General features: G+C 65.4%; 22 protein-coding genes. 15 read left to right on the top strand and 7 right to left on the bottom strand.

Annotated features, from left to right (window positions below; all coding sequences use genetic code 11):
- Window positions 1-120 precede the first annotated feature (120 nt).
- Genes APS40_RS21620 through APS40_RS21605 form a run of 4 tightly spaced genes read left to right on the top strand, consistent with a single transcriptional unit; the run spans window position 121 to window position 6,007 of the window.
- Window positions 121-3,549 (top strand): response regulator, encoded by a 3,429-nt coding sequence (locus APS40_RS21620; RefSeq protein WP_055049009.1) that lies wholly within the window; start codon window positions 121-123, stop codon window positions 3,547-3,549.
- Entirely contained in the window at window positions 3,546-4,394 is an 849-nt protein-coding gene (locus APS40_RS21615; RefSeq protein ID WP_156343036.1) for a CheR family methyltransferase, read from the top strand. Before APS40_RS21620 ends, APS40_RS21615 begins: the two co-directional genes overlap by 4 nt.
- Entirely contained in the window at window positions 4,384-4,941 is a 558-nt protein-coding gene (locus tag APS40_RS21610; RefSeq protein ID WP_055049007.1) for a chemotaxis protein CheB, read from the top strand. The genes APS40_RS21615 and APS40_RS21610 overlap by 11 nt, the downstream gene beginning before the upstream one ends.
- The gene (locus APS40_RS21605) at window positions 4,928-6,007 is read left to right on the top strand and encodes a response regulator (RefSeq protein WP_055049006.1); all 1,080 of its coding nucleotides are present in this window, start codon (window positions 4,928-4,930) and stop codon (window positions 6,005-6,007) included. Before APS40_RS21610 ends, APS40_RS21605 begins: the two co-directional genes overlap by 14 nt.
- A gap of 21 nt (window positions 6,008-6,028) precedes the next feature.
- Here APS40_RS21605 and APS40_RS21600 read toward each other — a convergent pair whose 3' ends face one another.
- Both APS40_RS21600 and APS40_RS21595 read right to left on the bottom strand, forming a co-directional pair.
- A complete protein-coding gene (locus tag APS40_RS21600; RefSeq protein ID WP_055049005.1) occupies window positions 6,029-6,490 on the bottom strand; it encodes an NUDIX domain-containing protein in 462 nt (153 codons plus the stop codon).
- 8 nt (window positions 6,491-6,498) lie between these two features.
- Window positions 6,499-6,936: a PPC domain-containing DNA-binding protein gene (locus APS40_RS21595; protein WP_055049004.1), complete on the bottom strand. Its 438-nt coding sequence runs from the start codon at window positions 6,934-6,936 to the stop codon at window positions 6,499-6,501.
- A 230-nt stretch (window positions 6,937-7,166) separates the two neighbouring features.
- On the opposite strand from APS40_RS21595, the gene APS40_RS21590 reads away from it, so the two are divergent.
- Entirely contained in the window at window positions 7,167-7,874 is a 708-nt protein-coding gene (locus APS40_RS21590) for a gamma-glutamylcyclotransferase (RefSeq protein ID WP_055049003.1), read from the top strand.
- A gap of 59 nt (window positions 7,875-7,933) precedes the next feature.
- On the opposite strand, the gene APS40_RS21585 is transcribed toward APS40_RS21590, so the two are convergent.
- Entirely contained in the window at window positions 7,934-8,248 is a 315-nt protein-coding gene (locus APS40_RS21585; protein ID WP_055049002.1) for a DUF1905 domain-containing protein, read from the bottom strand.
- A 116-nt stretch (window positions 8,249-8,364) separates the two neighbouring features.
- Here APS40_RS21585 and APS40_RS21580 point away from each other — a divergent pair, with 116 nt between their 5' ends.
- Both APS40_RS21580 and APS40_RS21575 read left to right on the top strand, forming a co-directional pair.
- Window positions 8,365-8,784 (top strand): VOC family protein, encoded by a 420-nt coding sequence (locus APS40_RS21580; RefSeq protein WP_055049001.1) that lies wholly within the window; start codon window positions 8,365-8,367, stop codon window positions 8,782-8,784.
- A 118-nt stretch (window positions 8,785-8,902) separates the two neighbouring features.
- Window positions 8,903-9,628 carry a hypothetical protein gene (locus APS40_RS21575; protein WP_055049000.1) on the top strand — a complete coding sequence of 242 codons (726 nt, stop codon included), beginning with the start codon at window positions 8,903-8,905 and terminating at the stop codon, window positions 9,626-9,628.
- Between the two features lie 19 nt (window positions 9,629-9,647).
- Here the strand turns inward: APS40_RS21575 and APS40_RS21570 are convergent, their stop codons facing one another.
- Window positions 9,648-10,451 carry a phosphodiesterase gene (locus tag APS40_RS21570; protein WP_055048999.1) on the bottom strand — a complete coding sequence of 268 codons (804 nt, stop codon included), beginning with the start codon at window positions 10,449-10,451 and terminating at the stop codon, window positions 9,648-9,650.
- Window positions 10,452-10,583: 132 nt separating this feature from the next.
- Here APS40_RS21570 and APS40_RS21565 point away from each other — a divergent pair, with 132 nt between their 5' ends.
- The 4 genes from APS40_RS21565 (at window position 10,584) to APS40_RS21550 (ending at window position 13,059) form a co-directional block, all read left to right on the top strand.
- On the top strand, window positions 10,584-11,606 hold the full coding sequence (locus APS40_RS21565) for an LLM class flavin-dependent oxidoreductase (RefSeq protein WP_055048998.1): 1,023 nt from the start codon (window positions 10,584-10,586) through the stop codon (window positions 11,604-11,606).
- 21 nt (window positions 11,607-11,627) lie between these two features.
- Window positions 11,628-12,203, top strand: coding sequence for an SOS response-associated peptidase (locus tag APS40_RS21560; protein ID WP_055048997.1), 576 nt, complete (start codon window positions 11,628-11,630; stop codon window positions 12,201-12,203).
- A gap of 60 nt (window positions 12,204-12,263) precedes the next feature.
- Window positions 12,264-12,530, top strand: coding sequence for a hypothetical protein (locus APS40_RS21555; RefSeq protein ID WP_055048996.1), 267 nt, complete (start codon window positions 12,264-12,266; stop codon window positions 12,528-12,530).
- 145 nt (window positions 12,531-12,675) lie between these two features.
- Entirely contained in the window at window positions 12,676-13,059 is a 384-nt protein-coding gene (locus APS40_RS21550; protein WP_055048995.1) for a hypothetical protein, read from the top strand.
- A gap of 20 nt (window positions 13,060-13,079) precedes the next feature.
- Here APS40_RS21550 and APS40_RS21545 read toward each other — a convergent pair whose 3' ends face one another.
- The 3 genes from APS40_RS21545 to APS40_RS21535 form a co-directional block, all read right to left on the bottom strand.
- Complete coding sequence (locus APS40_RS21545) at window positions 13,080-14,099, bottom strand: TerC family protein (RefSeq protein WP_055048994.1); 1,020 nt, start codon at window positions 14,097-14,099, stop codon at window positions 13,080-13,082.
- A gap of 318 nt (window positions 14,100-14,417) precedes the next feature.
- The gene (locus APS40_RS21540) at window positions 14,418-15,665 is read right to left on the bottom strand and encodes an NAD(P)/FAD-dependent oxidoreductase (RefSeq protein ID WP_055048993.1); all 1,248 of its coding nucleotides are present in this window, start codon (window positions 15,663-15,665) and stop codon (window positions 14,418-14,420) included.
- Between the two features lie 61 nt (window positions 15,666-15,726).
- Complete coding sequence (locus APS40_RS21535; RefSeq protein ID WP_055048992.1) at window positions 15,727-16,215, bottom strand: Lrp/AsnC family transcriptional regulator; 489 nt, start codon at window positions 16,213-16,215, stop codon at window positions 15,727-15,729.
- Between the two features lie 102 nt (window positions 16,216-16,317).
- On the opposite strand from APS40_RS21535, the gene APS40_RS21530 reads away from it, so the two are divergent.
- The 4 genes from APS40_RS21530 (at window position 16,318) to APS40_RS21515 (ending at window position 24,185) form a co-directional block, all read left to right on the top strand.
- Window positions 16,318-18,684, top strand: coding sequence for a transketolase (locus APS40_RS21530; protein WP_055048991.1), 2,367 nt, complete (start codon window positions 16,318-16,320; stop codon window positions 18,682-18,684).
- 276 nt (window positions 18,685-18,960) lie between these two features.
- A complete protein-coding gene (locus APS40_RS21525; protein ID WP_055048990.1) occupies window positions 18,961-20,571 on the top strand; it encodes a peptide ABC transporter substrate-binding protein in 1,611 nt (536 codons plus the stop codon).
- 192 nt (window positions 20,572-20,763) lie between these two features.
- Window positions 20,764-22,359: a peptide ABC transporter substrate-binding protein gene (locus tag APS40_RS21520; protein ID WP_156343035.1), complete on the top strand. Its 1,596-nt coding sequence runs from the start codon at window positions 20,764-20,766 to the stop codon at window positions 22,357-22,359.
- A 56-nt stretch (window positions 22,360-22,415) separates the two neighbouring features.
- The gene (locus APS40_RS21515; protein WP_055048988.1) at window positions 22,416-24,185 is read left to right on the top strand and encodes an ABC transporter ATP-binding protein; all 1,770 of its coding nucleotides are present in this window, start codon (window positions 22,416-22,418) and stop codon (window positions 24,183-24,185) included.
- Window positions 24,186-24,191: the final 6 nt, after the last annotated feature.

Raw genomic sequence — 24,191 nt, 5'->3', positions numbered from 1 at the left:
TCGCCGCCGGCGGGTTCCGTCAGCCTTCAGCCGATCTTCACCGCGACGACCCGGCGACTATCGCGACGATGGTCCAACGTGTATCTCCGTTGGGCCAATCTATCCCACCCGAGTGCCCACATGAATCGCCGACAAGTCGAACAAGCCTCAAAGCAGATCTTCGGGCTCGATCTGAGCGTTGCACTGGGGCTTGCGGCAGCGCTGCTGTTCTTCGTGGGGAGCGGGGTCATCGCCTATCTCAACTTCGATGCGCTGCGGATCGGCAATCAGCGCATCGTGCAGACCCATCAGGCGATCGTTTCGCTCGATGAGCTGCTGTCGCAGGTTCAGGACGCGGAAACCGGCCAGCGCGGCTATCTGCTCACCGGCGAAGACGCCTATCTCGCCCCCTATACTACGGCGCTGCAGGCGATCCCGGCGCAGCTCGACAAGATCGGCCGGACCACGGCTGCCAATGCTGGCCAAGAGGAGCGTCTGGTCCTGCTGCGCCAGTATGTCGACACCAAGCTGGCGGAACTCGCGAGGACCATCGAGCTCCGGCGAGCCGGACAGGAGGCCGCGGCGCTGGCCCTCGTGCGATCGGACGCCGGCAAGCTCGACATGGACGCGATCCGGGCGCAGATCGCCGCTATCGCGCTCGAAGAAACCAGGGTGCGGACCCAGCGCCTGGTCGAAATGGACGGAGCGCAGCAGCGGGCCTTGCTCAGCACCTTGCTCTCTGCCGTGCTGGGCCTGCTGCTGACCGGGATCATTGCGCTGCTGGTCAGGCGCTCCACTGAGGCCCGGCGCCGCGAAGAATGGCTGCAGGCCGGCGAGGTCGGGCTCGGCTCCGCCATGCTGGGCGATCGCCCGCTCGAGCAACTGGGCAACGGCATTCTCGACTTCCTCGCGAGCTATACCGGCGCGGTCGCCGGCGCGATGTTCGTCAGCAGCGGTGGGAGCTTCCTCCGCGCCGCCGTGCACGGCGTACCGGCGGACGCGGCCATCCCGAGCCAGTTCGGACCGCGGGAAGGCCTGCTCGGCCGAGCAGCCGACGAGCGCCGGCCCATCGTGGTGGATGGCGTACCGGACGGTTACCTGACATTCGGTTCAGCCCTGGGGCAGGACAAGCCGCGGCACCTGGTGATCGTGCCGGCGCTGATCGACGAACGGGTGAACTCGGTGCTGGAACTGGGTTTCCTCAAGCCGGTCGACGAGCGCATCGTGGCGCTGCTCGACCGTGCCTCCGAAGCGGTGGCCGTTGCAGTTCGGTCCGCCGCCTATCGCGGGGAGTTGCAGGACCTGCTCGAGGAGACGCAGCGCCAATCCGAGGAGCTCCAGACGCAGAGCGAGGAGCTCAGGGTTTCCAACGAGGAACTCGAGGAGCAGAGCCGCGCCCTCAAGGAATCGCAGGCGCGCCTCGAACAGCAGCAGGTCGAACTGGAACAGACCAACGCGCAGCTCGAGGAGCAGGCACAGCAGCTGGAAACGCAGCGCGACGACCTGGAACGTGTCAACATCGCCGTGGAGCTGAAGGCCCGCGAGCTGGAACAGGCGAGCCAGTACAAGTCCGACTTCCTCGCCAATATGTCGCACGAGCTCAGGACGCCACTGAACTCCTCGCTCATCCTCGCCAAGCTGCTTGCCGACAACCCCGAGGAGAACCTCACGGACGAGCAGGTGAAGTACGCCAAGACCATCCAGTCTTCCGGCAACGACCTGCTGAACCTGATCAACGACATCCTCGATTTGTCCAAGATCGAAGCGGGGCATGTGGAGATCCGCCCGGAAACCGTGGCGGTCGAACGGCTGGTGGGAAACCTGCGGCAGGTGTTTCAACCGCTGGCGCAGGACAAGCGGCTCGAGTTCGCGGTCGAAGTGGCGCAAACGCTGCCGCGCACCATCGAGACCGATCCTCAGCGGCTGGAGCAGGTGCTGAAGAACCTGCTGTCGAACGCGATCAAGTTCACCGAAGCCGGCCGGGTGACCCTGTCGATCCAGCCGGGCGACAACGGGACAGTGAGCTTTGCGGTCAGCGACACCGGCATCGGTATCGCCAAGGCTCAGCAGCAGAGCATCTTCGAAGCCTTCCAGCAGGCCGACGGCACCATCAGCCGGAAATACGGCGGCACCGGGCTGGGTCTGTCGATCTCGCGGCAGCTGGTCCGACTGCTGGGGGGAACCATCCTGCTCGACAGCGAACCGGGTCGTGGCAGCACCTTCACCGTCAGGCTGCCGGCCAGCTATGACCCGGCGAAGGTCGCCCCGCGCGAGGTCGCAACCTTCGCCCCCTCCTCCCCGCCGGCCTCCCCGGCCCCACCCGCGCGACCGCAGGTCGTGCCGGTGGTGCGGACCATCGAGGACGATCGCGACGCTCCGGCGACGGACGGCCGCCGCATCCTGCTGGTCATCGAGGACGATACGACCTTTGCCTCGATCGTCCGCGACCTTTCCCGCGAGATGGGCTTCCAGTCGATCGTCGCCGGCACCGCCGAGGAAGCCCTGCGTCTCGCCAAGGACTACATGCCCAGCGCGATCGTGCTCGATGTCGGCCTGCCCGATCAATCCGGGCTTGCCGTGCTCGACCGGCTCAAGCAGGACGTGCGGACCCGGCATATCCCCATCCACGTCGTCTCGGCGGGCGACCACACCGAAAGCGCCTACTCACTGGGCGCCGTCGGCTTTGCCAACAAGCCGGTAACGCGCGAGCAGCTGGTTGAGGTATTGCAGAAACTCGAGACCAAGCTGGCGCAGCGCATGCATCGCGTGCTGGTGGTGGAGGACGACCCGGTGCAGCGCGATGCGGTTGCCAGACTACTGGGCTCGGGCGATGTCGAGACGGTGACGGCGAGCACGGCGGCGGAATGCCTCGCCCTCCTGGAGCAGCAGACCTTCGACTGCATGGTGCTCGACCTGTCGCTGCCCGATGCCTCAGGTTACTCGCTGCTGGAAAAGCTGAGCCAGGAGGGCGCCTATTCGTTCCCGCCGGTCATCGTCTATACCGGCCGCGAACTCTCGCCGGTCGACGAGGAGAAGCTCAGGAAGTACTCGCGCTCGATCATCATCAAGGGCGCCAAGTCGCCCGAGCGGCTGCTGGACGAGGTCAGCCTGTTCCTGCATCAGGTGATTTCGGACCTGCCGGACGAGCAGCAGAAGATGATCCGCAAGGCGCGGCACCGCGACGCGCTGCTGGAGGGCCGGCGCATCCTCGTGGTGGAGGACGACGTACGCAACGTTTATGCCCTGACCAACATTCTGGAACCGCGCGGCGCCAGCATCCAGATCGCGCGCAACGGCCAGGAGGCGCTGGATGCGCTCGGTGGCGCCAACGAAGACAAGATCGACCTGGTGCTGATGGACGTGATGATGCCGGTCATGGATGGCCTGACCGCCACCCGCGAGATCCGCAAGAACCCGGGGCTGAAGAAATTGCCGATCATCGCCCTGACCGCCAAGGCCATGCCTGACGACCAGCAGCGCTGCATCGAGGCGGGAGCGAACGACTACATGGCCAAGCCGCTGGACGTGGAGAAGCTGCTGTCGCTGGTGCGGGTCTGGATGCCCAAGTGAGTGCCCCATCGCAGCTCGACAAGGTCGAGGACATCGAAATCCGGCTGCTGCTCGAGGCGCTGTTCCTCAAGTATCACTATGATTTCCGCAACTATGCCATGGCGTCGATCAAGCGGCGGTTGCGGCAGGCCCGCCAACAGCTTGGCATCGCAACGTTTTCGGCCCTGCAGGACCGGCTGCTGCACGATCCCTCGATGCTGCCCCGGCTGCTCGGCTATCTCACCATCCAGGTGAGCGAGATGTTCCGGGACCCAAGCTACTTCAAGGCCATCCGCGAGCAGGTGGTGCCGCATCTGCGCACCTACCCTTCCCTCAAGGTGTGGGTTGCAGGCTGCAGCGAGGGCGAAGAACTCTATTCGCTGGTCATCCTGTTCCGGGAGGAAGGGCTCGAGGATCGCACCATCTTCTACGCCACCGATATCAACCATCAGGCACTGGAAGCGGCGGAGGCCGGGGTCTATCCGCTCGATCGGATCCAGCTCTTCACCGAGAATCACCGCAAGTCGGGCGGCCGGTCGTCGTTGTCCGACTACTACCAGGCCGCATATGGACGGGCGCGTTTCGATCCCAGCCTGCGCCGCAACGTGGTGTTCTCGGACCACAGCCTCGTCAGCGACGCGGTGTTCGGGGAGATGAACCTGATCTCGTGCCGCAACGTGATGATCTATTTCGACCGCACCTTGCAGGACCGCGCCATCGGGCTGTTCGAGGACTCTCTGTCGCGCAAGGGCTTCCTCGGCATCGGCTCCAAGGAAACCCTGCGCTTTTCCGGCCACAGCTCAGCCTTTGTCGACTTCGTGCGCGAGGAGAAGATCTACCAGAGGCGCGCGACCGATGCCGCCTGAGGCCATCGTCATCGGCGCCTCCGCGGGCGCAGTCGAGGCGCTGACCTCATTGCTGCCGGCGCTGAAGCCCGGCTTCCGGCTGCCGATCATCGTGGTGGTCCACCTGCCTGCTGATCGACGCAGCGCCATGGCGGAGCTGTTCCGGGCCAAGTGCGCCCTCACCGTGGTGGAAGCAGAGGACAAGGACCCCATTGTCGCAGGCACCATCTATTTTGCGCCGCCGGACTACCATCTGCTCGTGGAAGTCGATAGGAGCTTTTCCCTGTCGTGTGATGCACCCGTGCTGTTCTCACGACCTTCGATCGACGTCCTGTTCGAGAGCGCTGCCGACGCCTATGGTCCCGGGTTGATCGGGATCGTCCTCACCGGCGCAAACGCAGACGGCGCACGGGGACTGAAAGCGATCATCAGCGAAGGCGGAGTGGGAGTGGTCCAGACCCCCTCCTCGGCCCTTGCCGCTGCCATGCCAGAGGCGGCCCTGCAACTGAGCCCCACCGCGAAAGCCATGACACTCCAAGCGATTGCAGCATACCTTGAAGAGATTTGAGCACCCCAAGGCCCCGGTTCCCTTCCTCCTGGTCGACGACCTCGAGGAAAACCTGCTGTCGCTGGAAGCGCTGCTCAAGCGCGACGACATCCTGCTGCTCAAGGCGCGTTCGGGAGACGAAGCGCTGGAGTTGCTCCTGCAGCACGATGTGGCGCTCGCCCTCATAGATGTGCAGATGCCGGGGCTGAGCGGCTACGAGTTGGCCGAGTTGATGCGGGGCAACGAGCGGACGCGCCGGGTGCCGATCATCTTCGTCACGGCCGGCACGGCCGACGGAGCCCGTCGCTTCCGCGGCTACGAGGCCGGCGCCGTCGACTTTATCCAGAAACCGATCGAGCCCGATATCCTGCGCAGCAAGGTGCATGTGTTCTTCGAGCTTTATGTGCAGAGGCAATGGCTCGCCGCGCAGCGGGACGAACTCGCGGCGCATGCTGCGGCGCTGGAGGAAGCGGCGCGCGGCAAGGATATCCTGCTGCGCGAGATCAACCACCGCATCAAGAACCTGTTCAGCCTCACCGCCGGGCTCATCTCCCTCAGCGCCCGCTCTGCGACCAACGTGAGCGAACTTGCCGCCGATCTCCGCTCGCGCATGGGAGCGCTCGCCCGCGCCCATGACCTGACGTTGCCGGATCTGGCGAGATCGGCAGAGCCGACCCCGACCAACACCACGGTGATCCAGTTGCTCGAGGCCATTCTCGACCCGCATCGGCATCCGGGCGCAGCACAGATCAGCGTTGCCGGCGACGATGCGCCGCTGCGCGGCTCCGCCCTCACCTCGCTGGCGCTGCTGCTGCACGAGCTTTCGACCAACGCCGTGAAATATGGCGCGCTCGCCTCGCCCGAGGGACAGCTCGACATCGCACTGACCAACGAGGGACAAGCGCTGCGCCTCGTTTGGGACGAGAAGGCGGCCTCGCCTCCGTCATCCACCGCGAGCCGCGAAGGGTTCGGCACGACGCTCGAGAAGGCTGCGCTGCAGGGGCTGCGCGGCGAGATCACGAGGGAGTGGAGGCCGGAAGGCTTGCGCCTCAGCCTGGTCCTGCCGCTCGATGGGCTGTCGCCCTGAACCGCGGCGGTGCTGTCGACATCATCCTCCGACAGCAGCCACCAGCGCATCGATCAACGGCCGCTGCCCCAGATGCAGCTTGGTCCGCGCCGCCTCGAGCCCGAACCACGCAGCCCGGTCCACTTCCGGGAAACTCTGCCGCCGTCCGGAGCGGGGCGGCCATTCCATCTCGAAGCTGTTGGAAACCAGCCTTTCCGGATCGAAATCGCCCTCGAGGGCAAAGGCGAGCAGCCGTTTGCTGCTCGAGAGGCGAAACTCCCCCAACGGTATCAGGTCCCCTTCGGGCGCGACGCCCAGCTCTTCGGCAAACTCGCGTCGCGCGGCCACGTCGCCATCCTCTCCGGGGCCGGTGAGTCCCTTGGGAATCGACCATGCAGCCTCGTCCTTGCCGGCCCAGAACGGGCCGCCGGGGTGCACCAGCAGCAGCTCGCGGCCTGATGCGGCGGCTCGATGGAGCAAGATGCCGGCGGAGGTTTCAGGCATAGCCCACCCTACACCCGGATCAGCGCAACGCCACTCTCGTCATCGACGCGTTTGCGCAACGCCCCCGGCGACTCGGTCAGCACCAGTTCGAGCGTCGGCCGCACCACCCCCGCCTTGAGGTGGCCAGCGAGGGCGCTGCCATCACGACGCCCGAGCACCGCATGAACATGCACCGCGGGCCGCCCATCCGGGCCCAAAGCAATGTCCCCGCTGAGCGAGGCCACTTCGACCTGCTCGTCCACCGGGATCGGCAGATACTCCTTGAGCTCCCAATCGAAGAAGGCCAGCGTCGCCCGCTCGAAGGCGCCGATGGCGGTGAAGCTCGCAGCATCCAGCGCCTCGGCCGTGGCGAACCGGGTAAGGCAGTCAATGGCTTCGTCGCCGGTTTCGAGCACCATCACCCAGGTCGCCTGACCCGCTACTTCGTGGATGCGCCGTGTCTGCATGGAGGCCTCCTGTCGCTGTTGTTCGGCAACGCCTCCCCGGCGCTTCGGTTGCGACGCGCGTCGAAACCGGGTCGTCGGTGCGAGCGCAGTTCCGTACCACCAGTACACTTGATCCCCCGCCCCGCCCCCGGCATATGCCAGGCAACGCTTTCGTCGCGCTCTCGAACCGGAAAAGTCTGCAAGTTTTCCTGAGAGCGCTCCAGCGGGGGGCGACCGCTTGGAGTTGGACGATGTCCCTACCCCGCTCCACAATGGAGCTGACCGCCGAACTGGTGGCGCTGGTCGAGCGCACCGAGCCCGATCCCGGCCCGACGCCGGACCTGCTCGCCCCGAGCGTGGCCGATCTCGAGGCTGGTGCACGTGCATTGCTGGCGAGCCGGCCGGATGGCCCGCTCTGGCTGTTCGCCTATGGCTCGCTGATCTGGAAGCCCGAGCTCGAGCATCTCGAAAGCCGCCAGGCGCTGGTGCGCGGCTGGCACCGCCGCTTCTGCATGCGGCTGACCCGCTGGCGCGGTACGCGCGAGATGCCGGGGCTGATGATGGCGCTCGATCGCGGTGGCTCGTGCGCCGGGCTCGCCTATCGGCTGTCCGATGCGGACGCGCACGGTCAGCTTGTGCGGCTGTTGGCGCGCGAGACCGACAGCCGGCGGCCGACCAACGTACCGCGCTGGCTGCGGCTCGTGACACCCGAAGGTCCCCTGCGGGCCCTCGCATTCGTGGCCTCCCCCTATGGCGCCAACTATGTCGGCCGGCTGCCTCAACAGGTGGTGGCGCGGACGCTTGCACGAGCGGCCGGCCACTGGGGCTCGGGGGCGCAGTACCTCTACAACACGGTGGCGCAGCTCGAGGCACACGGCATCCGCGACCGGAACCTCTGGGCCCTGCAGGCCCGGGTCGCCGCAGAAATCCGAGCCCTGAGGATGCCGCTGGCGGCCTGAGGTCAGCGGCAATCTGCTACACGCCGGCCTCGGATGGGGGCAAGCGCGAACGCCGTGCCCTAGTCCCGGAACTGTAACGGCACGTAGCCGCCGCCGATGGTCATTTCGACCTCGACTTCATCATCGGCGGTAACGCCGAGCTTGTTGCGCACCGCCTGCTTGAGCGGCAGCAGGTAGGTATCGTCCTTGGGGAACAGCGAGGTGGTGAAGGTGACCCCGGCGATGGTCGCCTCGACCGGAATGACACCCCAGCCGTAACTCGCGGCCTTCTTCACCGCGGCGATCTCGGCGCCGATATCGGCGGGGATCCGCGCATAAAAAAACGGCGCCGGGCCGCGCCAGTAAATCACCGTCGCCCTGAACTGCAACTCCATGCCCGCTCCTCCTGCCGCTCGAATAGAGCGGAGCGCCCTCCCTCCGGCAAGCCCGCGCGTCTTGTTCCCGTCACAGCCGGCGACTAGCCTTTGCCCAGGCAGCACGGGAGGAAACCATGCCGACGCGCCTGAACCCCTACCTCAACTTCAACGGCAACGCCCGCCAGGCCATCGAGTTCTACCACTCGGTGTTCGGCGGCGAATTGACGATCAGCACCTATGCCGAAGGCGGCATGCCGCACGCTCCCGCCGACAAGGACAAGATCATGCATGGCCAGCTGATCTCCACCAGCGGCTATTGGCTGATGGCGGCCGATACGCCGCCCGAGATGCCGTTCACGCCTGGCAACAATATCAGCGTGTCGCTCAGCGGCGACAATGAACCGGAGCTGCGCGGCTATTGGGAGAAGCTCTCGGCCGGCGGCAATGTGATGATGCCGCTCGACAGGGCGCCATGGGGCGACAGTTTCGGCATGTTGAACGACAAGTTCGGCATTTCCTGGCTGGTGAACATTGCCGGTGCGGGTAACACCTGAGCCATTCCCCCCGTACACTATCGCGCGCAATATCCTCGCACCCGTGTGGAGCGGGGATACTTGTCTTTCCCCTGAAGCCGTGCGACGCGTCTCGCATTACTTTGGGGGGAACATTTTCATGCGTCGTTTGATATTTGCCGCCGCGCTGCTTCTCGCAGCCGTCACGGCGGTCTCTGCCGCCCCGCTCGGCGACCGGACCCAGCAGAGCTATTCGCCGGGGCACGGCATGCAGATCGAGTATCTGGCGGCCGACGGCGCGAGCTGGCTCTGGTATCCCGGCAACACCAAGGTGCTGCCCGGCGAATGGAAGACCGAAGGCAGCGACATCTGCTTCCGCTACGGCAAGAACACCTACAACCCGGTGACCCGGCACAAGGGTGGAGGCTGGGAGTGCAGCTCGCTGAAGAACTATAACAGCACACTGGTGAGCTCGGCCAAAGGCGACATCTTCGGGCTCACGGGCCGCAAGAAGGTGCCATTCGACCTGCCCAAGAAACTGCTGCCGATCCACCAGCTGCAGGCAATCGCCGATCCCAGCATCGTCGAACGCGAGCAGGCCAAGCTGCCAAGCTGCGAGCAGATCCTCGCCGATGCGAACAAGAGCCGAGCCGCCAAGATCTCAGCGGCGCTGCTCTACTATCACGGCATGCAGATGGGAAAGCGCTGCGTGACTGTGGACTACGTCAAGGCCATTACCATGCTCAACGAGGCCGGGGACGCACGCAACGCCGCCTCGCTGGTCAAGGATCTCTCCACTAAGGCCAACAGCGGCAACCCCAAAGCCGCCAATGCCCTGAAGAAGCTGCAAAAGCTCGGGCTGGTGAAGGAAGTGCGCGTCGAGTAACGCGCACCTCTGCGCGGGCTTACTCAGCGGCCGCCGCCAGCACGATCTCCTCGTTGCCGTCGACGAAATCCTCGAACAGCACGGTGGTACGGTCCTCGGTGCCGATCACCACGGCCATCTGCCCCGGACCGGTGAGACGACGGATCGGCTTGGCCGGCTCGTCGACATTGAAGCTTACCGAGTAGTGGCCGCCGGCCAGCGTGGTGAACGGGATGCCGCGATAGGTTGCGGTCGACGTGATATGCACGTGGCCGGCGATCACCTGGCGGATATCGTTGTGGGTCGAGAGCGCCGCGAGGAACGGGCCGTCTTCGAGGATACGGATGGTGTCGGACGCGATGTGCAGTGCATTGGCATTGTGGTGGAGGATGACGATCACCGGCATTTCGGCGGCCTCGGCCAGGCGCGCCTTGAGCCAGTCGATCTGCCGCGCTTCGAGCACCCCATCGACGCGGCCCGGCTCGGACGAATCGAGCAGGATGATCCGATAGCCCTTGATATCCAGCACCTTGTCGACATGGCCGGTCTCACCGGCGAACTCCTGGCCGAACACGGCGAGGAAGGTGGGGCGGTCGTCGTGGTTGCCAAGCGTGATGTGCACCGGAATGCTGAGCCTCGCGAGGATCGTCTGCAGCCGGCGATAGGCCGCCGCCTGGCCGAGGTCGGCGAGATCGCCGGCGAGGATGCAGAAATCGGCATCGGCATAGCGGGCGTTGATGGTCTCGACCGCGGTCTCGAGCCGGGCAGCGGTGTCGAGCGTCATCGACAGCTCGCCCTCCGCTACCAGATGCAGGTCGCTCATCACGATGAATTTCAGTGTCACGGCAGTGGCCCCATGGTTGATGGCGGGCCTCCTAGCTCCGCCGGATGACCGGCGCGTGACACAGATCGGCGCCGTTGATCGCGCTTCCCTGCCGTGACATCTAGGAGGTCCGGCAACGCCAAGGTCATACCCATGAAGAAGATCGGTTTCCTCTCGTTCGGGCACTGGACGCCCTCGTCGCAATCGCAGACCCGCTCGGCAAGCGACGCGCTGCTGCAGTCGATCGAGCTGGCGGTGGCGGCCGAGGAACTGGGCGCCGACGGCGCCTATTTCCGCGTCCATCACTTTGCCCGCCAGTTGGCCTCGCCCTTCCCGCTGCTGGCCGCTGCCGGCGCCAGGACCAGGCGGATCGAGCTCGGCACCGCCGTCATCGACATGCGCTACGAGAACCCGCTCTACATGGCGGAAGATGCCGGCGCCGCCGACCTGATCGCCGGCGGCCGGCTGCAACTGGGCATCAGCCGCGGCTCGCCCGAGCAGGTGATCGATGGCTACCGGCATTTCGGCTACGTGCCGGCCGAAGGCCAGACCGATGCCGACATGGCACGCGGCCATGCCGAGGTCTTCCTCGACGTGCTCGGCGGCGAGGGCTTCGCGCAGCCCAACCCGCGCCCGATGTTCCCCAACCCGCCCGGGCTGCTGCGGCTCGAGCCGCATTCGCCGGGCCTGCGCGACCGGATCTGGTGGGGCGCGGCGACCACGCCGACGGCGCAGTGGACCGGCAAGATGGGGATGAACCTGCAGAGTTCGACCCTGGTGATGGCCGAGTCCGACAAGCCCTTCCACATCCAGCAGGCCGAGCAGATCGCCGCCTTCCGCGCCGCCTGGACCGAGGCCGGCCATACGCGTACGCCGCGCGTCTCGGTCAGCCGCAGCATCTTCCCGCTGGTCACCGACATGGACCGCGCCTATTTCGGCGGCGAGGGCCGCAGCCAGGACCATTTCGGCTATATCGAGCCGGGCAAGCAGGCGGTGTTCGGCCGGAGCTATGCGGCCGAGCCCGAGCAGTTGATCAAGGAGTTGGCCGAAGACGAAGCGATCAAGGCGGCCGACACGCTGCTGCTGACGGTGCCCAACCAGCTCGGCGTCGCCTACAATGCCCACGTTATCGAGTCCGTGCTGAAGCACGTGGCGCCGGCGCTCGGCTGGCGCTGAGCCCCGCAGCGGAGATGGGCGATGTGTAACGACTACGAGCAGCACGTCACCCGCCAGCAGTATCTCGAGGCGATCAAGGCGCTGGAGCTCGACAGCAGCGAGCCCGCCGCCGAGCTGCCGCAAGCCGACGACATCCGCATCGGCGACATGGGCCCGGTCCTCAGGGTAGCCGGCAATGGCGTCGAGGTGGTCTCGATGCGGTTCGGCTGGCCGCCGCCGCGGCCCAAGGCGCCACCGGTGTTCAACTTCAAGTCCGACGGGCGGCACTTCGACAGCTCGAAACGCTGCCTCGTCATCCTCTCCGGGTTCTTCGAATTCACCGGGACGAAGTCGCCCAAGACCAAGCACCGCTTCAGCCTCAAGGGCTCGCCGATCATGGGGATCGCGGGGTTATGGAGCGAGGACGCCGACGGGGCGCTGAGCTTCACCATGCTGACGACGGCGCCGGGCCCCGATATCGCGCCCTATCATGACCGGCAGGTCTGCGTGATCCTGCCGGAGGACTGGGCGCACTGGCTGTTTCTCACCAAGCCAGAGGAAGAGCTGCTGAAGCCGCTGCCCGCCGGGACGCTCGAGGTCGTGACCGTTCGTCCCTGAGCTGCTGGCAACGCATGCCGGCTACGCACGTTGGCCTCTCCTCATCGAAGGAGGTCCGACATGGCCCAGCAATCCACCACCGAGCCGCGCGAAGCCGAGAAGACGCAGGGCAAGCTTACCCGCGAGCAGAACCGGCGGATCGTCACCAAGGCGGAAAACAGCAAAGGCACCGATGCGCCCCTCCCGGGCGAGACGCTGAAGCACGCCGCCAAACGCTACCCCAAGCCCGGTCCTGGCAACGAGAACCAGATTTCGACCGGCGATCGCTCGATCCAGCGTGGCGCCAATGACGAAGGCGAGCACCACAAACGTCGCGCAGACGATTAGGCGCCCGCCGTCGCGAAGGCGTGAACAGGGCCCTGCAACCGGTCGGTACCGTCTAGGTTGACGACGAGGCGCTCGTTGCGGCCTCTCCCTTCGCCCGGGCGCCGAATTTAACGACAGGAACGCCGATGTTCCGGAAGGAGGCCTCATGAAAGGCTTGCCCCTCGCGCTTGGGCTCGTCCTTTTCCCCGTCGCGGCACTGGCCCAACCGCCCAACAAGGGCACTACCTACACCTTCGTCGACCCGGTGTTCGCCAGTACCGTGGTCTGCGACACCTATTTCGAGGTGCTCGCCATCGCCACCGCCGACGAGCCCGCCAAGGTCTACGAGAGCTTCATGATGCGGCGCAACGAACAGAACGAACCGGTCTGCGCCGCAATCATTCCGACCGGCTATATCGTCGACGTACGCGAGCTCGGCATCATGCTGCGCGACGGCAAACGCTTCGACGCCTGGGCGGTCGAGACGCGGCTCGGCGATCAGACGGGCTTCGCGCTCTATCTCGAGCAGCGCCAGGACATCGTGGCCTGACGCTGCTCCGAGGGGCTGCTTTACGGCTCCAGCCGGCCCTGCTGAGGTTCGGCCTCGGCCGAGATGTCCTTTTCGTTGCGAGTCTTCCACAGCGAATAGAATACGCCACCGGCGAGGACGCCGAGAGTGACGGCGAGCGACAGGAAGGTGTCGATCTTCACCTCGAACGGCACCAGCGCCACCTTGATGCCGATCAGCACCAGCACGATGGCCAGCGAGACCTGCAGGTAGCGGAACCGGTTCATCGCTGCGGCGAGCGCGAAGTAGAGCGCGCGCAGCCCGAGGATGGCGAAGATGTTCGAGGTGTAGACGATGAAGGTGTCCTGAGTGACGGCGAAGACCGCCGGCACCGAGTCGACCGCGAAGATCAGGTCGACCGTCTCCACCATGATCAGCGCCACGCCGAGCGGGGTGAGGAAAGTGACCAGCTTGCCGGTCTTGGTATCGGGCAGCTTGGTCAGGAACTTCTTGCCGTCGAGGCTCTGCGAAATCCGGAAATGCTTGCGCAGGAATTTCAGGATCGGGTTGGCCTCGATGTCCGGTTCCTTGTCCTGGTGCGAGAACAGGCGCACGCCGGTGAAGATCAGGAAGGCGCCGAACAGCACCAGCACCCAGCTGAACGAGTGCACCAGTGCCGCGCCGAGGCCGATCAGCAGGGCGCGGAAGACGATCACCCCGAGAATGCCCCAGAACAGGACGCGGTGCTGATAGATGCGCGGGATGGCGAGGAAGCCGAAGATGGTCGCGATGACGAACATGTTGTCCATCGCAAGGCTCTGTTCGATCAGATAGCCGGTATAGAACTCGAGCCCGGCCTCGGCGCCGCGGCTGAACCACACCCAGACGCCGAACAGCACAGCGACGATGACGTAGCCGGCATAGAGCGTCAGGCTCTCCTTGGCCGAAATCTCGTGCGCGTTACGATTGAGAATGCCCAGGTCGAAGACCAGGAGACCGATGACGATGGCGAGGAACGCCACCCAGAAATAGACGGGAGTACCGAGGAAATCGCCCATAAGGGCGCTGAGCAGCATATCCATATGCCGGACCTCTCCATGTGAACGTTGGAGCAGTTCCGACATCACGGAGCGTAGTCATGCTGCCGTCAGAGGGGCCCGGTACCGCCCGCAAAACGTAGCGCGCCGTTCGCCGAGTTCAAGCCCCCGGCCAGCGGCAAAATGTGGCAGGGCGGACTTAGGTGCCGGCCCTTGGCGTCGGCGCAAGCCGACCCCCACCCCTGCCCCCTCCCCCTAAACATGGGGAGGGAGACCAAAACACTGGCATCGAGGGGCGCGTCTTCCTCCCCATGTTTAGGGGGAGGGATCAAGGGTGGGGGTCGGCCCGCACCGGTGTTGCGTCTAGAGAAACCGCTTCGCCGAAAACGCCGTGGGGTCGACGAACGGCTTCTCGCCGGTGATCATCTCGGCGATCAGCCGGCCAGTGACCGGGCCGAGCGTGACGCCGTGGTGGGCGTGGCCAAATGCAAACCAGAGATCCTTGTGGCTGGGGGCTGGGCCGATGATCGGCATCATGTCGGGCGTTGCCGGACGGGCGCCACGCCACGGTTGAGCCTCGAGCCGCTGGCCGAGGCCCGGGAACAACTCGCGGGCATGGGGCTCGTCGCGGTCGACCTGCACCGGCGTCGAGGGTGCATCGCGCAGTGCGAACTCGGCCCCGCTGGTGAGCCGGATGCCCTTGGCCATCGGGGTCAGCAGGTACCCGTAACTGGTATCGAGAACCCAGTTGCCGAGCGGCTGCGTCGCAGGCTGGCCGAAATGCATGTGGTAGCCGCGCTTCACCCCCAGCGGCAGGCGGTAGCCGAGCCGGCTGGTGAGGTCGCCGGCCCATGGGCCGAGCGCAATCACCGCCTCACGTGCTTCGACCACGCCATCCGCGGTCGGCAGGCGCCAGCCGACACTAGCCTGCTGCAGGCCCAGCGCGTCGGCCTTGATCACCACACCGCCAAGCTGTTCGAACAGTTCGCGGTATTTGACCACCAGCCCGCCCGGATCGCGGATGCTCCACGGGTCGGTCCAGTGCAGCGCACCTTCGAGCGGGATGCCGAGCCCGGGCTCACGCCGGTGCATTTCGTCGCTCGAAAGCTCGGCGCTGCCGATGCCGAACTCCCGCCGCAGCGTTTCCGCCTTCAGGTACCCCTCATCCTGCTTCGCCTTGTCGCGATAGAGCAGATACCAGCCCTTCTTCTCGATCAGGTGGCCGGCCCCTGCCCGTTCGATCAGCGGCGCGTGCTCGTTGATCGACTGGGCGATCAGCGGGGCATAGGTTTCAACGACGCGGCGGTAATTGTCAGGGCGCGAGTTCCACCAGTAGCGCGCCAGAAACGGCGCGATGCGCGGCAGCGCGCTCAGGTGGTAATGCATGTCGGTTCGGTCGTTCAGCCCGTAGCGGAACAGTTCGCCCAGCCCCTGCGGAAAGGCGTGTGGCATCACCGCTTCGCGCTGGATCAGCCCGGCATTGCCGTAAGAGGTTTCCTCGCCGGCGCCGCGGCGGTCGACCAGCACGGTCGCCCTGCCCCGCATCTGCAGGTGCACCGCCACGCTGACGCCCACCATACCCGCGCCAAGAACGATGCTGTCGGCCTGCATGACTCACCCAAGGAAAACTGTCGCCCGCTTGTAGCGATGTTCGGGCGCGCCGTAACCCATGTCAGATGGGCAGCACGCGGGAGTATTTCACCTGGCCGAGCGAGAAGCTCGACTCGATCGAGCCGACGCCTGCCACCTGGGTCAGCTTCTCGCGCAGGAATGCCTCATAGGCGGCGAGATCGGCGCAGACGACGCGCAGCAGGAAGTCGAACTGGCCGGTCATCAGGTAGCACTCCATCACCTCCGGCCAGCCGGCGATCGCCTCGCCGAAGCGGTCCAGTTCCTCGGCCCGTTGCCGTTCCAGCTTGATCGAGATGAACACCGAAACCGGCAGCCCGACCGCCTTCTGATCGACGACCGCGCTATAGGCGGCGATGATCCCCGCCTCTTCCATCTGCCGGATGCGGCGCAGGCACGGCGACGCCGACAGCCCGACCCGGTCGGCGATCGCCTGGATGGTCATGCGGCCATCTTCCTGCAGCGCCCTGAGGATGCGGCGATCGATTCCGGTCAGTTCGGTCTTGGCAGAATTCACCACTCTGGACGGCATTTCGTTCTGAATCCTGCGCAAGACGCTCACGTAACAGTCACAATAGGCAGGAAACACCCATGCGGCTAGTGCACCGTTAATGTCAGACATTTGGGAGGGGACATGTCGACGGAGCGTATCGCCCTGATTGAGGCGCTGGCTGGCAAAGCTTTGTGGTTGTCCAACTGGATGATCCACCACGCCAACCATCTTCGCCCCAACCCGGACGGGGTGAAGGTCGGCGGCCATCAGGCCTCCTCCGCCTCGATGACGGCGATCCTGTCGGCGCTGTATTTCGGCGTCCTCAAGCCCGAGGACCGCGTGGCGGTAAAGCCCCATGCGGCGCCGGTGTTCCACGCCATCCAGTATCTGTTCGGCAAGCAGAGCCTCGACAAGCTCAAGGCATTCCGCGGCTATGGCGGCGCGCAATCCTACCCGTCGCGCACCAAGGACAGCGACGACGTCGATATCTCCACCGGCTCGGTCGGGCTCGGGGTCGCCTTCACCGCCTTTGCCTCGATGATCCAGGACTATGTGCGCGCCAAGCCCTGGGCCAACAAGCGCGCCGAAGGCCGGATGATCGCGCTGGTCGGCGATGCCGAGCTCGACGAGGGCAATGTCTACGAGTGCCTGCTGGAAGGCTGGAAGCACAGCCTGCGCAACACCTGGTGGATCATCGACTACAACCGCCAGAGCCTCGACGGCGTGGTGCGCGAGGGCCTCTACGACCGGATCGAGGCGATCTTCCGCGCCTTCGAATGGAACGTGGTGACGCTCAAATACGGCGCGAAGCAGCGCCGGGCCTTTGCCGAGCCCGGCGGGGAGCGGCTGCGCGAGTGGATCGATGCTTGCCCCAACGCGCTCTACTCGGCGCTGATGTTCCGCGGCGGCGCCGCCTGGCGCGAACGGCTCACCGACGAGATTGGCGACCAGGGCGAGGTCAGCGCGCTACTGGAGCGACGCAGCGACGCCGAGCTGGCCGAGCTGATGGCGAACCTGGGCGGTCACTGCATCGAGAGCCTCCTGGAACAGTTCGAGGGCCAGACCACCGACCAGCCGACGGTGTTCATCGCCTATACGGTGAAGGGCTGGGGCACGCCGCTTGCCGGGCACAAGGACAATCATGCCGGCCAGATGACCGGCGCGCAGATCGAGAGCCTCAAGGCCGCGATGCGGGTTCGCGACGGCCACGAATGGGAGCGTTTCGAAGGCTTGCGGCCCTCCGAACAGCAGTTGCAGAGCTTCCTTGACGCCGTGCCCTTCAACACCACCCGGTCGCGACGGCTTTCCTCCCCGGCCATCCCGGCGCTGGGGCCGCAATTCGTCGGCCCCGGCGCCACCTCCACCCAGACCGCGTTCGGCAAGATCCTCGACGCCTATGCCAAGACCGACAGCGAGCTGGCCCGCCGCATCGTCACCACTTCGCCCGACGTCACCGTCTCGACCAACCTCGGCACCTGGGTGAACCGCCGGCATCTGTTCGCCAATCGCGAGATGGCCGACATCTTCCAGAAGGAGCGCATCCCGAGCGCGCAGAAGTGGCAGTTCACGCCCGACGGCCAGCATATCGAGCTGGGCATTGCCGAAATGAACCTGTTCCTGCTGCTCGGCGCGGCGGGCCTCAGCCATTCGCTGTTCGGCGAACGGCTGCTGCCGATCGGCACGCTCTACGATCCGTTCATCTCCCGCGGCCTCGATGCGCTGAACTATGCCTGCTACCAGGACGCAAGGTTCCTGCTGGTCGCGACGCCCTCCGGCGTGTCGCTGGCCGGCGAAGGCGGAGCACACCAATCCGTCGGTACGCCGTTGATCGGCATGGCGCAGGATGGGCTCGCCTCGTTCGAGCCGGCCTTCGCCGACGAGCTCTCAGTCATCATCGACTGGGCCTTCGACTACATGCAGCGGGACGGCAGCGACCGCGCCGATCTCGCCGACTGGCCGCGCGATGTGTCGGGCGGCTCGGTCTACCTCCGCCTCTCCACCCGTGCGATCGAGCAACCGCCACGCGAAGTCACGCAGCAACTCGCCAGCGATATCATCCGTGGCGGCTACTGGCTGGTGCCGCCGACGCCGAACTGCGAGGCGATCATCGCCTACCAGGGCGTGCTGGCGAGTGAAGCGATTACTGCCGCCGGCATGATCGGCGGCGACCGGCGCAATGTCGCGGTGCTGGCCGTCACCTCGGCGGACCGGCTGAATGCCGGCTGGCATGGCGCGCAACGGGCCCGTCTGCATGGCGACCTCGGGGCGAGCTGCCATATCGAGGCGCTGCTGGCCGATGCGCCCGACAGCGCGGCGCTGGTCACCGCCATCGACGGCCACCCGGCGACGCTCGGCTGGCTGGGCAGCGTGCGGGGACATCGGGCCATCACCCTGGGGGTCGAGCACTTCGGCCAGACCGGCACGGTGACCGACCTCTACCGCCATTTCGGCATCGACGCGGCGGCGATCGCCAACGCGGCGCAAAGCCTGTTCGGAGGCCGCCGGTGAGCATGTTCGCTCGGCTGAACGAGCGCGCGGCAAAACTGTGCCAACCTTGTCATTTGCAGGCCACAAACGGCTTGCCAAGCCAATCTGGAGTTGTCAGACATATGTCATAAGGCCGATTGCGAGGGGAAATGCAGTCGACCGATGAGCCGGTTCCGGGTGGGGCGTCTATGCCCGGCAGCCGTTCATGCAAGGGCCCGTGCGGATGACGGTACGCCGAAACTCCGGAGGGGCCCAGGGGACGTCAAGCAGTAGCTCTGCAACAAGGAGGGAGCTGAAATGAACGCGTTGCTGAAATTTGTCGGCGCGGTCGCGCTGGCGGCGGGATTGACCGCCGTACCAGCGCTGGCGCAGACAAAACTCACCGTGCCCGGTGGATCCACCACCGGCACGTATATGGATTACATGAAGACGGTCTATGCGCGCGCCTCGGGCGCCGAGCTCCTGCAGGAGCCGCTGACCAGCTTCGACAACGAATACCAGCTCACCCCGCTGGCCGCGACCAGCTGGGAGCAGTCACCCGATGGCCTGACCTGGACCTTCCACCTTCGTGACGGCATGAAGTGGAGCGATGGCGAGCCGGTGACGGCGAACGACTACATCTTCGCCCTGCAGCGCGCCGCCACCACCGGCTACGACTTCGCTTGGTACTGGAGCTTCGCCTCCGGCATCAAGAACTGGGACGATGTGTCGGCCGGCAAGGCGGACGTTTCGACGCTCGGCCTCAAGGCCGTCGACGACAAGACCATCGAAGTCACCACCGCGGCGCCCAAGCCCTACCTGCCGGGCGTGGTGTCGCTCTGGTATCCGGTGCCCAAGCACCAGTTCGACAAGTTCGGCGACGACTGGGCGAGCAATGTGGCCAACGTGCTCTCGTCGGGCCCCTTCCTGCTCAAGTCCTGGGAGAAGTCGAACAACTCGGTCGTCCTCACCAAGAACCCCGACTATAACGGTCCTTGGGTGGCGCAGGTCGATGAGCTGACCATCGATCCGTCGGTCGGGCTGCCGGAAGTGGGCATGCCTGCCTTCCTCGCCGGCGACCTCGCCTATACCACGCTCAATGCCGGCCAGATCCCGGTGGTGAAGCAGCGTTTCCCGGACTCGATCCGCAAGGAAGCGGTGTTCGCCACGTCCTACCTCGCCTTCGATCTCGAGAAGCCGCCGTTCGACAATGCCGACGTTCGTCGGGCCCTCTACTACGCCGTCAACCGCGATGAGCTGACCGCCACCGTGCTGAAGGACATCGCCATCCCGGCGCACTCGATCCTGGCACCGGGCTATCCTGGCTACAGCGACAAGGTCGCGGCGCAGGCCGTGTTCGACCCCGCCAAGGCCAAGGAACTGCTGGCCAAGGCCGGCTACCCCGATGGCAAGGGCTTCCCGACCATCGAAGTCTGGTTCCGCGAGGAAGGCGGCTATAACGGCGCGATCCTTCCCCCGATGGCCCAGTACCTGCAGGCCCAGTTCAAGGACATTCTCGGAATCACCATGAATATCAAGGTGATGCCGGGCAAGGACTGGATGGAGGGCATGCTCGCCCGCAAGAACAACATCTATCTGGCGCCGTACGAGTACGACTATCTCGATCCGTCGAACTTCTATGGCCTGTTCTACAATGGCGGCCGTCACAGCTACCACGTGGCGGAATACGACAAGCTGGTCGCCGAGGCCGACAAGAACCCGGTCTGGGAAGAGCGCGTCAAGCTCTACGAGCAGGCCGAACAGGTGATGATCGACCAGGGCCTGATCGTGCCGCTGGTGCACCCGCTCATCACCGCCGCCGTCAGCGATGACATCACCGGGCCAGGCGTCACGCCCAACTCGCGCGGTTTCACCCCGCTCGGTCGCATCGGTAACTTCCTCTACTCGCATATCAGCGTGAAGCAGTAGCAGCATCCCAAGCTCCCCGGCTGCGGCCGGGGAGCCTCCGTGGGCCCGTAGCCGCGACGCGAGGGGGCCCGTGACATCCCGCAAACGGGAGCACGGCAGGACGTCGCAACAAGCCTTTCCGAGAGCTGCCGCAAACGGGGTGTGCACGCCCCGGCTTTCGGAGCACGTGCACGAATATTTGAGGAGAACGAGTTGAATTTACTGCTGAAATTGGCAGGATCAGTAGCGCTGGCAGCCAGTCTGATGGTGCCGGCATTGGCCCAGACCGTGACTGTCCCCGGACAGTCCACGACGGCCACCTATATGGACTACATGAAGACCGTCTATGCCCGCGCCGCCGGCTCGGACATGATCCAGATCGGCCTGACCGCCTTCGACAAGGATTTCAACCTCACCCCGATCGCGGCGGAGAGCTGGTCGCAGTCGGCCGATGGCCTGACCTGGACATTCAAGATCCGTCCCGAGCTCAACTGGAGCGACGGCGAGCCGCTGACCGCCGAGGACTTCGTCTTTGCGCTGCAGCATGCCGCGACCACCGGCTATGATTTCGCCTGGTACTGGAGCTTTGCCGGGGGCATCAAGAACTGGGACGACGTGACCGCCGGCAAGGCGGACGTCTCGACGCTCGGCCTCAAGGCCGTTGACGACAAGACCCTCGAAGTCACCACCACCGCCCCCAAACCTTACCTGCCCAGCGTCGTCTCGCTCTGGTACCCGGTGCCCAAGCACCAGTTCGACAAGTATGGCGAAGAGTGGTCGACCAATGTCGAGACCATCGTTTCGTCGGGCCCCTGGGTGGTCAAGGAGTGGGTGAAGTCCAACAACACCGTAACCCTCGCCAAGAACCCCGAATACCAGGGCCCCTGGAAGCCCGAGATCGACGAAGTCGTGCTCGACTCTTCGCTCGGCCTGCCGGAAGTGGGCGTGCCGGCCTTCCTCGCCGGCGACGTCGACATGACCTCGCTCAATACCGGGCAGGTGGCGATGATGCGGCAGCGCTTCGCCGACCAGATCCACACCAACCCGGTGTTCGCGACCCAGTACATCTCGTTCGACCTCGAGAAGGCGCCGTTCGACAATACCGACGTTCGCCGGGCGTTCTACTACGCCATCAACCGCGACGAGCTGACCTCCACTGTCCTCAAGGACATCGCCATCCCGGCGCACTCGATCCTGCCCCCCGGCTTCCCCGGGTACAGCGAAAACGTCGCCAAGCAGGCGGTGTTCGACCCCGAGAAGGCCAAGGAACTGTTGGCCAAGGCCGGCTACCCGAACGGCGAGGGCTTCCCCTCGATCGAAATCTGGTTCCGTGAGGAAGGCGGCTACAACGGCGCCATCCTGCCGCCGATGGCGCAATACCTGCAGTCGCAGTTCAAGCAGATCCTCGGGGTCACCATGAACATCAAGGTGATGCCCGGCAAGGACTGGATGGAAGGCATGCTGGCGCGCAAGAACAACATCTACCTCGCGCCCTACGAGTACGACTATCTCGACCCGTCGAACTTCTATGGCCTGTTCTACAATGGCGGCCGTCACACCTACCACATCGCGGCCTATGACGAGCTGGTCAAGCAGGCGGACTCCGCCTCGAGCTGGGACGAGCGCGTCAATCTCTACGAACAGGCCGAGCAGGTGATGATCGACCAGGGCCTGATCGTGCCGCTGACCCACCCGGTCACCATGAACGTCGTTTCCGACAAGCTCGGCGGCGATGCCATGACGCCCAACAAGCAGGGCTTCTACCCCAACTGGTCGGGCTACGTTTACACCCACCTGACCAAGAACTAGCCGCAGACAACCAGTGCTCCCGGCTCCGGCCGGGGGCACCCAGTTCGGATGAGCGCATGACTCTCGTAAATATCAAAGGCCTGAAGGTCAGCTTCCGTCAGCACGGCGGGCAGATCGATGCCGTGCGCGGCGTCGACATCCAGCTTGCCGAAGGCGAAAGCCTGGGCATTGTGGGGGAGTCCGGCTCGGGCAAGTCCGTGTCCTGCCTGGCGCTGATGCGGCTATTGCCCAATACCGCGACCATCACGGCCGACCGGCTCGAGCTCGACGGCATCGACGTGCTCAAGGCCAAGCCGCGGCAGATGTCGGCGCTGCGCGGCAAGATCGCCGCGCTGATCTTCCAGGACCCGGCCACTGCGTTCGACCCGGTGTTCACCATCGGCCATCAGATGGTCGAAACCATTCGCACGCATCGCGACGTTTCCAAGGAGACGGCGCTTGGCGAGGCCGAGCAGCTGCTGCTGAAGGTCGAGATCAAGAACGCCAAGGACGTGCTGAACTACTACCCGCACCAGCTGTCCGGCGGCATGCTGCAGCGCGCCATGATCGCCATGGCGCTGAGCTGCCGGCCCAAGGTGCTGATCGCCGATGAGCCCACCACGGCGCTCGACGTCACCATCCAGGCGCAGATCCTGCAGCTCATCAAGGGCCTGCAGGCCGAGATGGGCATGGCGTTGATCATGATCACCCATGACCTGGGTGTCGTCGCCGAAACCGTCGATCGGGTCGTCGTCATGTATGGCGGCCGGGTGATGGAAGAAGGCACGGTCGAGCAGATCTTCGACACCCCCAGGCACAGCTACACCCAGTCGCTGCTGGCGAGCCTCAGGGCCGGCGAGTCGCGCCGGGCGGAGCCGGGCACAGGCGAGCCGATCGCCCCTGCCCTCGAGCTGCGCAACCTCTCCAAGGTCTATGCGCTGCGGCGGCGCGGCCGGATCTTTTCGACCTATGTCGATTTCCCGGCCGTGCGCGGGGTCAACCTGGTGCTGCCGCGCAACAAGATCGTCGGGCTGGTCGGCGAGTCCGGTTCGGGCAAATCCACCACCGGCATGATGGCTATGCGCCTGCTCGAGCCGACCGCAGGACAGATCCTCGTCGACGGCACCGATATCTCAAAGCTCGACAGCGGCGCACTGAAGGCGTTCCGCCGCCGCATGCAGGTGGTGTTCCAGGACAGCTATTCGGCGCTCGATCCGATGATGACGCTGGCCCAGATCATCGCCGAGCCGCTCCATATCCACGGCGTCAAGAGCTCGCGCGAGCAGACCGAGGAAGCGCTCACCTGGCTCGAACGGGTCGGCATGGACCGCAGCTTCGGCAACCGCTATCCGCATGAACTGTCCGGCGGGCAGCGCCAGCGCGTCGCCATCGCCCGGGCGCTGATCCTGGGCCCCTCGGTGCTGGTGGCGGACGAGCCGACCTCGGCGCTCGACGTTTCGGTCAAGGCGCAGATCATCGGGCTGCTCAAGAACCTGCAGAAGCAGATGGGGCTCTCGATGCTGTTCATCAGCCACGATCTCAGCGTGGTGCGCTCGCTGACCGACAGCGTGGTGGTGATGTACAAGGGCCGGGTCGTCGAGCAGGCGCCAACCGCCAACATCTTCGCCGACCCGCGACATCCCTACACGCGCTCGCTGCTCGATGCGATCCCGGTTACCAATCCGCGGGAGCGCCGGCAGCGCTCGTTCATCACCGCCGACGACATCGCCGCCGGCACGCCGCGCCTGTCACGCTCCGGCCTCGCGGCCGAAGCGACGGCCGGTGAACTTCCGCAGCTCGTGAGCGTGGCCCCCGGCCACCTCGTCGAAGCTATCGTCACCAACTGATGGAGG

Source organism: Devosia sp. A16, from assembly GCF_001402915.1.
Classification (GTDB): Bacteria; Pseudomonadota; Alphaproteobacteria; order Rhizobiales; family Devosiaceae; genus Devosia_A.
The sequence above is the reverse complement of the archived record's forward strand: the minus strand, read 5'-3'. Positions and strand labels throughout refer to the sequence as shown.